This window comes from Qipengyuania sp. (assembly GCF_042095715.1).
In the GTDB taxonomy this organism is placed as follows: Bacteria; Pseudomonadota; Alphaproteobacteria; order Sphingomonadales; family Sphingomonadaceae; genus Qipengyuania.
On record NZ_JBELMO010000092.1, the window covers coordinates 1 to 8322 of the forward strand.

At 55.9% G+C, this 8322-nt stretch carries 5 protein-coding genes; 4 read left to right on the forward strand and 1 reads right to left on the reverse strand.

Features of this window, described 5'->3' with window-relative positions:
* A partial coding sequence (locus tag ACFDTG_RS15070; protein WP_375291801.1) for a hypothetical protein occupies window positions 1–1357 on the forward strand: 1357 nt, incomplete at its 5' end.
* A gap of 26 nt (window positions 1358–1383) precedes the next feature.
* Here the strand turns inward: ACFDTG_RS15070 and ACFDTG_RS15075 are convergent.
* Window positions 1384–4272, reverse strand: coding sequence for an Eco57I restriction-modification methylase domain-containing protein (locus ACFDTG_RS15075; RefSeq protein WP_375291802.1), 2889 nt, complete (start codon window positions 4270–4272; stop codon window positions 1384–1386).
* Between the two features lie 661 nt (window positions 4273–4933).
* On the opposite strand from ACFDTG_RS15075, the gene ACFDTG_RS15080 reads away from it, so the two are divergent.
* The 3 genes from ACFDTG_RS15080 to ACFDTG_RS15090 form a co-directional block, all read left to right on the forward strand.
* Window positions 4934–5224 (forward strand): hypothetical protein, encoded by a 291-nt coding sequence (locus ACFDTG_RS15080; protein WP_375291803.1) that lies wholly within the window; start codon window positions 4934–4936, stop codon window positions 5222–5224.
* Window positions 5217–7718, forward strand: a complete 2502-nt coding sequence (locus ACFDTG_RS15085) for an AAA family ATPase (RefSeq protein ID WP_375291804.1) — start codon at window positions 5217–5219, stop codon at window positions 7716–7718. Before ACFDTG_RS15080 ends, ACFDTG_RS15085 begins: the two co-directional genes overlap by 8 nt.
* A gap of 483 nt (window positions 7719–8201) precedes the next feature.
* Window positions 8202–8322: single-stranded DNA-binding protein (locus ACFDTG_RS15090; RefSeq protein ID WP_375291805.1), on the forward strand; the 121-nt coding region annotated here is incomplete at its 3' end.

The following is an 8322-nucleotide window of genomic DNA, read 5'->3' on the forward strand; positions in this document are numbered from 1 at the left end:
CGTGCTCAATAGCGACACGAAGCTCTTCATCGATCCTCTGCTCGTCCCGAAGAGTCAGAATACGAAAATGAAGAAGCAGGGACGGGAGGATCTTGAGAGCGGCTTTCAGAACGTGGTCGGCTTGCTATCCATTTCAGAGAATGAGGGCGATGTCGCTTGGCGTGGCGCGTTCAATGCGCTCGACCTGTCAGAACGGTCAGAAACCGGGCTGGGCTATGGCGGCGCAGGAACAAGCGGCAGCTCGCGGCCGCCAACGCTCAGAAACGGAATCCTTCGAACGGCCAAAGAGATCATTGCGCTTGGGGTAAAAGACCCAAGCATGATCCCGCTGATGCCTCTCTTTGAAGAGGGGGTTGGCCCAGACACGCTCAGCGATATGACAACGAATTTCCTTTTGCCCGTCCTGTGTCAGGTGACTGAGGAATTCTGCGCAACTAACAAAGTCCCTGTTCGCGCTTTTGGCGACAAATACGGCAACCGCAATCTGCCCGAAAATCCGTTCCAGACCGACAAGCCCGTTATCATGGTGCCGCGCGATATTCTTCGTGACTTACCTCTCGCTGCTGACTGGTCGGATGTCAGCCGCGTAGTCATGGAAATTCAGGAAATCCGGGACGCAGTGAACAGCATGTTCGGGAACCTCGCCAAGGCTACCCTGTCACAGAAGAAGGCAGCGCTGCGGAGAGCCGTGCTTTCGTCGGAATCGCTACTTCGCGAACTGATCGAAGCCGTGGGAGCCGCCGCTGAAAGCTATGATGAGAAAGCCGACCTAGACGGATACTTTCAGTTCCGGCGAATCCTCAGCGAAGACCCTACGCCCTATGTCGGAGCACTAAGCAATCCCGCTACGAAGGATGCTTCTACGCTCCTCGAAACGGTCATGACCATCATGGAAACGTTCCAGGGCCTGGTCGAAAACAACAACATGTGGGAGCTGCTCTGGCACGGCAATACGCATAGGCACGAACGGGCTAGTCAGCTGCTCTTCTTCGCAATCGCCAACGTCATGTGCGCGGTGAACAACGTTGACATCTCGCCAGAGACTAACTCAGGCGGCGGACCGGTAGACTTCAAATTCTCCACCGGCTTTCGTGGGCGCGTCCTTGTCGAGATGAAGCTTTCCAAGGGGCGCGTAGAGCATGGCTATAAGACGCAGCTGGAAATCTACAAAAAGGCAGCGACCACCTCCCAAGCGATTTTCGTCATCATGGATATTGGTGGCATGGGCCGAAAGTTGCGCAAGATCGAAAAGCTTAAACAGGACGCTGAAGCACGCGGTGAACGGACTTCGGAAATCGTAGTCATCGATGCTCGCCGGAAAGCCTCAGCAAGCGTGCGAAACGACTTAATGTTCTAGCGGTGACAATCCCGACTGCCAGTCCCCTAAAAGCTTAGTTCTAGATGCCCGTCCCAATCATCTACTTCAGCGCGCTCCTCAGGCGTCAAAGCGTAGAGGTCGTATATATGCTGATCGATATTCTTGAGGCTGGCCTTGATTGTGCGTCGGTGAACCGCTCTCACTTGTTCGCTTTTGGCACCATCATGCGCGGCCAAAGACGAGCAAATCGATCTTGCCGCTTCAGCAACTAAGTCGACGCGGTTTTTGCCATCACCGATTTGATCTTCCATCACAATTGGGAGGGCATCAAGGTCTACCTTCTTCACTTGTGCGATGCTGTCCTGATTGGTCAGCATCCGCTCGGCAAAGATGTAGCCAATTAGGCGAGAGTTGAGCAGTGCAAGAAGATAGTGCTCGTTTATGCTCGAGTCGCCGAAAGTGAAATACAAAGACTGCTCTGGGAAGGTGCCACTTTCATCAAAAGCTGCGATGAGACGAGATCCAGTTTTTCGGATCAGTACTTTTGGGCTCCAGCCTAACTTGGCCTTATCAGTTGTTCGGCCTGTTATATTCTTTTTGTTGAAATCGAAATAAAGCGGGTTCCCGACCCGAAATTTTGATATGGATGCACCCTTTAGTACCTCAATCTGTTTCGCATTCTGACGGGCATTGGTAATCATGGTTGATTTCCCACCGAACCCAGAAGTCGTTTGAATAAGCTGTCCAAGCGGTTTTGCCGTCCCGCTCGCCTCCAGTCGTACCAACGCTTTCCCTAAGGCTAGAGCATCAAGATCTTCAAACCGGAAACGGTTAGCCCCATTCAGGAGAGACGCCTGAGGAATCGACCGTCTATGCCCGGTGTAGTCCCCGATCAAAGTTTCTTCACGAGAGCTTGGCTTACTGTTCTCGATTCCGAAGATCAGCGTATCGGCAGTGACACCAGGGAATGGCGCACGATATAGCACCTCCCCCAAGGCCACATTCTTCAAAATCTTTTGCCTAAGCCCCAAGAATTGGTCATTCTTTCCAAAACGGTCCGGCACGATGAAGCTAAATCTGCCGCCATCTTTGGTTATCGTGAGTCCCATGGAAATGAAGTATTCATACATGTTTGGCATGTATGTATTTCCATCAAACTTCCTTATGAGGTGCTCTTGTTCTTCATTTGAAAGAATGTCGTTCCCGAACTTCCCTGTTAAAGACACCCATGGTGGATTTCCGATTACAGCGCCGAAACCGCCTTCAGTCTTGAAAAAGGGAAACTCGGACTTCCAATCAAAACTGTTGATGCGATATAAGTCTTCTTCACCGAACAGATCGCTTGAAATTTGCTGGTAAAAGTCCGGACCAATTAGGGAGTTCCCGCATTTGATGTTCTCTCCGAGATCGGGAAGTGCCCGAATGCGGAAAAGGTCCATCTGACGAGCCATTGCGTCTGCGGTCTCGCCTTCGAGCACCTTTAGAAGTAGTGAAAGTTTGGTCACTTCGACCGCCTGCGGATCGATATCTACACCATAAATGTGCGCCAAGAGGATACGTCGACGCTCTGCGATGGTTAGGCGCCAGTCATCTTCACCGACCTCCAACAGTTTCGGGTCTTTTCCGCCCAAGTGTTTTTGTGGTCCCTCGCTCACGTAAGCATCGCGATACCAATCTAGTAAGAACTGGTACGCCCCAATGAGAAACGAACCTGACCCACATGCGGGATCCACAACTCGAAGGGGGGCTGCGTTCTTGACTCTGCCATCCTGACCAGACGCCTGAGCCGGTGTTCTTCCAGCAAGCAAGGGCTCCAGGGTCTTGGCAACAATGTGATTCACCACGTAGCTGGGCGTGTAATATACGCCGCCGGCCTTTTTGACTTCTGGCTTTTCCGCAATGGTGGCGCGAGAGCCAGAGAGCCGAATGACCTTTCCGAGAAAGCGCTCGTAGACCTGCCCAAGAATATCCGCTGGCAGAACTGAGAACTCGTACGGACTCTCTGGGTAATACAGATTCTTGATTACCGGCTTGAGAACTTTGTCGTCTATCTCAAGGTCGAGGGTGAACGTGTCCAGAGTTTCAGGTGATCCGTCTCCCTTTTTGAAGTGAAACAGCCCGGAATTGTATCGATCATCCGCCTTGCGAAACAGGGCAGTTAGGCCCTCGTAGATGCCTTTTTTATCAGCAATGCTTTGAAGCTGACCATACTTTTCTATTCCTCGGTCTTCCGCGATCCGAAGGAACACAATGCGATCGATAATTCTCTGAACCGCAGCATTTAGCTCCCTTACGTCAAGCTGTCGATTTCTAAGGGCTATGTTCTTGGCGAGCATGCTCCGCCAGTTTTCGATCTCCGCGAGAAACGCATCATCGACTTCGGCCGTCCCTCGCTTCCGCCGGTTGTCGGCAGCGTATTTATCGAAGGATCCCTTTAAGACAGCTTCGCGTGAGAAAATCTCAGCGATTTCATCCCACTTGTCGATGTAATCTTCAAAGGTGAAATACGCCGTCCGAGCAATGCTGGCCCTGTCATTCTTCTCGGGTTTGACCCGGCAATCGTAGACGGCGAACTCTTCAAAATCGGTGAGAATCGAAAGAGATAGCTTGGCGCTCCAAGCATACCTGCGAATTTGGAAGGCTGGGCCAACGTCCTGCTTAATGTTTACCGATGGCTTTTTCGCTTCCAGAAAAAACTTTCGCGTGCCTCCAATACGGAAGGCATAGTCGGGCGCCTTGGTATTCCCACCGATCTTGAGTGCATCTTCATGCACCACATCCTTGTAAGCTTCAGCATAGCCCTGCTCGTTGTCGATGTCCCAACCAAGAGCCTTGAAGAACGGGTCGATGAACTCCCTACGGACCTGAGTTTCGTTGTAGGAGCTGGCTTGGTAAGCATCCTTGTGAAGGCGGAAGCGTTCAACTAGATCACTGATTATCTTTGGTGCAGGCATGCATCTCCTATTGCACGCTGCCGGTGTGCCGAAAAGTGACTTCGACATCGGTCCGGTGGCGGGACAGCATTGTGAGGTAGTGATAGGCTCCTAATCTCATGCCGAAGCCCATTCGCTCGCGCTCCACTGGCAAGCATGAAACTGATCTCCCTGGATCACGGGTCAAGCCACTTGCCTGCCATTCGATCTCCTCTTGTCCTTCAACCGGTCGCGCATCTGTCAGCCGACATCACCCGTCCCTGGACTGAGGCAAACGAATGGCAGTATCCGGCGGACGGCCGGATGGCGCCCAACGTCGATTAGCAGTGCGCCTGCCAATCGGCACCTTTCAGCCAATGGTCATCGCAAACCTGCCAGTCCGTCATCGCGAAGGGTTCTGTACGCCTCCGGCGCCCGGAACCCTTCACGATTGCTGACTTTCCGGCTCAAGCACCAGCAGTGGGAAATCAGACTTTCGTGCTTCGGCCGACCTCGCAAAATCAAGCAAGGAATGGGCTCTAAAGTCACCTCTGACCATTGACGCCTTTGCTCTCTGGTTTCACGTTGAGTGAGGGGGAATAGCCAGCGCCTGCAGTTATGCCCCCCCGCCATCTGATGTTGGCGGCATTGCTAGGTCGTCACCGTCGATCCTTCTTGGAAGAAGGCCGACATTAAGGGGGGAATGATGGGGCAGGATGAAACGGGGGCACCGGAAGAAGCGGCGACTCCCGAAATGCTTGCGGCACTGGCCGCGCCACAGGTTGAACAGGCGGATTCGCCCGAAGTGTTCCTCTCGACCCTCTCCGAGACCCTCAGTGCGTCGGACAATGTCGACGTCGATCTTGCCGTCATCCTGTCCGATCAACTGCTGACGGTTAAGCCACATGCTGATGCCATAGCCAATGCCAAGGCCGCGATCGTCGCGCTCGCGGCGAAACGCGCTGCACCGGCCGAGGTGCAGGCCGATGGCTGATCCGACGCTGTTTCACTCGCTTACTCTCGAAGGCTTCCGCGCCTATCTTCAGCCCAAGACCTTCGACCTCAGTAAGAAGCCGTGCCTCGCGATCTTCGCGCCCAACGGCCTCGGCAAATCGAGCGTCATCGACGCCCTCGAGTTTCTGTTCTCCGAACATGGCACGCTCGAACGTCTCGGGCAGCGCACGTTGAACAACCAGGCCGGACCGCCCGCGCTCGAGCACAATGGCGCGCAGGCGGCTGGTATCGCGCCGATGGTCAAATTCAGCACGATCACTGGCAAGACGACCGTCGAGGGCAGTCGCACCGCTACCGGCAATCTTCGCCCGATCCATCCGGCTGCGACCGCGATGAAAGCCGGGTTCGTCGTCTCGCCGATCATCCGCGGCTATACGCTGCGCACTTTCGTCGAAACGCATAGTCCCGAGAATCGCTACAGCGAAGTGGCGAGCTGGCTGCAGCTTTCGCCGCTGGTGGAAGTGCAGAAAAACCTTCGTCTTTTGCGCCGCGATGTGAAGGCTGCTGCCGAGAGTACCACCGAACAGGTTCGCCTTGCCGGTCTGTTGCGAACGGAGACCGCACAGGCTGTTCAGGCGTGGGATGACGCGACCGTGCTCAATTTTGTCAACGTGAGCGTCATCGCTCCGCTTGATCCCGAGCTAGCGCTCGCAGCGCTCTCTGCCGAGGACGAGAGCTATATCGAGGTCTGCAATCGTGTTGATGCGGAGGAAAAGCGGCTCGGTCTCGCCAGCCTCAAGCAGATTCGTAATTCGCTCATTGCGCTGTGGCAAAAAATCGTCCCCGAGGACGGCGGCGACGCAAGATATTCGGGCGCCATCGAATCTTTCGATAAGGCGCGGTCTGCGCTGGCCGACGCGAAGGCCACTGAGGTCGTTGAGCGCGACAAGGCGGCGGGCACGGTCTTCCGGTCTGTTTGGAAAGAAGCCGAGAAGCTGTTTGCCGACGATGCGACCGCGCCCGACGCATGCCCGGTCTGTGCCACGGCAATCGGTGACACTTCCGCCGGAAGCGTGCCCGCGATCCGCGATCTCCTGAAGACCCATCTCGAGGATCTGCAAAGCTACAACGATGCAAAGACCGCCCTGGACAATGCCGAGACCGCCGCCAGGCAGGCGCACAGTCGGCTCGTAGCGCGTCTTCCCGCGATGATCGAGCATTTGTCCGATGACGATGGCGGTGGATTTAAGACTGCGCTCCTCGCCTACCAAGCCGGCGTTGATGAATGGCCGACTGTAAACGCGCCCGATTCCGCCGCCATCGTCGCTGAGTTGGAGACCCGCCTCTCGGACCTCGATTATGAAATCGCCGGCATCGAGGCGAAACAGGGCGAGCATACTTGGGGCAAGGTCAAGGCCAGCATCGACAGGCTGCTCAATCTCCAAAAGGATGTGGCGCTGGCAACTCGCACCTCCGAGCAGTTGACCACGCTGCACGACGCGCTCGTTGCGCAGGCCACGCTCGTTTCGGGAAAAATCCGGGAGAAGGTCCAGTCGCTCCTCGATACGCTTCAGGCGCCGATGAACGACATCTACAAGGAGATCCAAGGCGCCGACGCCAAGCCGATCCGGCTTGAACTGCCTGGTGAGGAAGACACCAACCAGCAGCGTATGCAGCTAGTGATCGATTTTGCGGACAATCGTCAAAGCGTCGCGCCGGCCGGCTATCTCAGCGACTCTCAGATCCATTCGGTCGCGCTCGCGCTGCGCCTTGCGGCGATCAAGAAGTTCAATAGTGCCGCACCGGTGATTGCGCTGGACGATGTCGTCACGTCCTATGACGCCGATCATCGCCGCGCGATCGGTGCGCTTCTCGCGAAGATGTTCACCGACTGCCAGATCGTCCTTGCCACCCATGACGAACGTTTCTTCAATCATCTAAAGGACCAGCTCGCAGCGAAGGACTGGCAGTTCACCCGCATCATCGGACTTGATCCGGCGTATGGGCCTCGCTTCGCCGACCACAAGGTCACCGATGAGATGATCGCCGATCGCTGGGCCAAGGGAGAATCCGCTGCCAACGAGATGCGTCAAGCGGAGGAGGAATGGCTGCTGGGCATCGCCCGCGGGTTCGGCGTCAATATCCGCATCCGACAGCTTGAAAAGGCCTACTCATACGAGCGCGCCGAGCTGGCTGCGGCGATCGGCGGCTTCCTTGGCGACCTAAAGCTGACTCCTGCTGATGTGCCGGGCGTGAACAACCGCTTCATCACTAGCCTTATCAAAGGCGATATTGAGAATTTCGGAAGCCACTTTCAGGACGCCCCATATGGCAACGGCTCGATTGGGGACGAGCAGACGCGGTGGGACGAGTTCAAGGCGTTCCGGCAGCAATTCGAATGCGTGTGCGGCCGCACCAAGTATCAGCGGCCGTTCGGCCTAAACAAGCCGGTGTGTGCGCATGACAAATGCGAGACCCAGTTCGCATTTAGGCCGCCTGTTCTGGATGCAACAGGGGCCGAAGCGGCGGTCTAATGATGCGGATATGTTAGCGGCGTGCCCCGCCTGATTTCATGTTCGCTCCTAGGATTGCCTCTGACGAGCCGAGGGGCGGCAATTAGGGCGCAAAGCTGACGCAACCTGATCCGCCCCCGACCTCGACGTGGCGTTCGAGAGCGAGGAAGACCGGGAAGCAGCCCGCAACTTCATGGATCTCCTGTCAGCATCGGAAAGCGACGGCGAAAGCTGAATGCAGCGGGATCATCTGAATCTTCAGACCGGCACCCGATACCCATCCGGCTTTCTTCGCGAACAGTCCTGAACCAGCTCAGCTGAGGAGCCGCAACCCGTTCCTTTGACGGCCGTGTTGGCAGCTGCGCTGCCTGCCCGCACCACCCGTCATGAACAGGTTTCCCTTGGAGCTTCGCTCCGGCGGTGCAGTCCTCCCATGCCCTGCTTCTTCTGGATGTTCGCAAGCCGGAGATGGTCTCCGGTTTGAGGAACCGAAGGACTATCATCATGACCAATATCGCAATCCTCACCGGCCGCATCGCCCGCGATCCGGACACCCGCGAAACCAAGGGTGGCACCAATGTCACCGGGATCACCGTCGTCACCGATCGCCCCGCACGCGACAAGG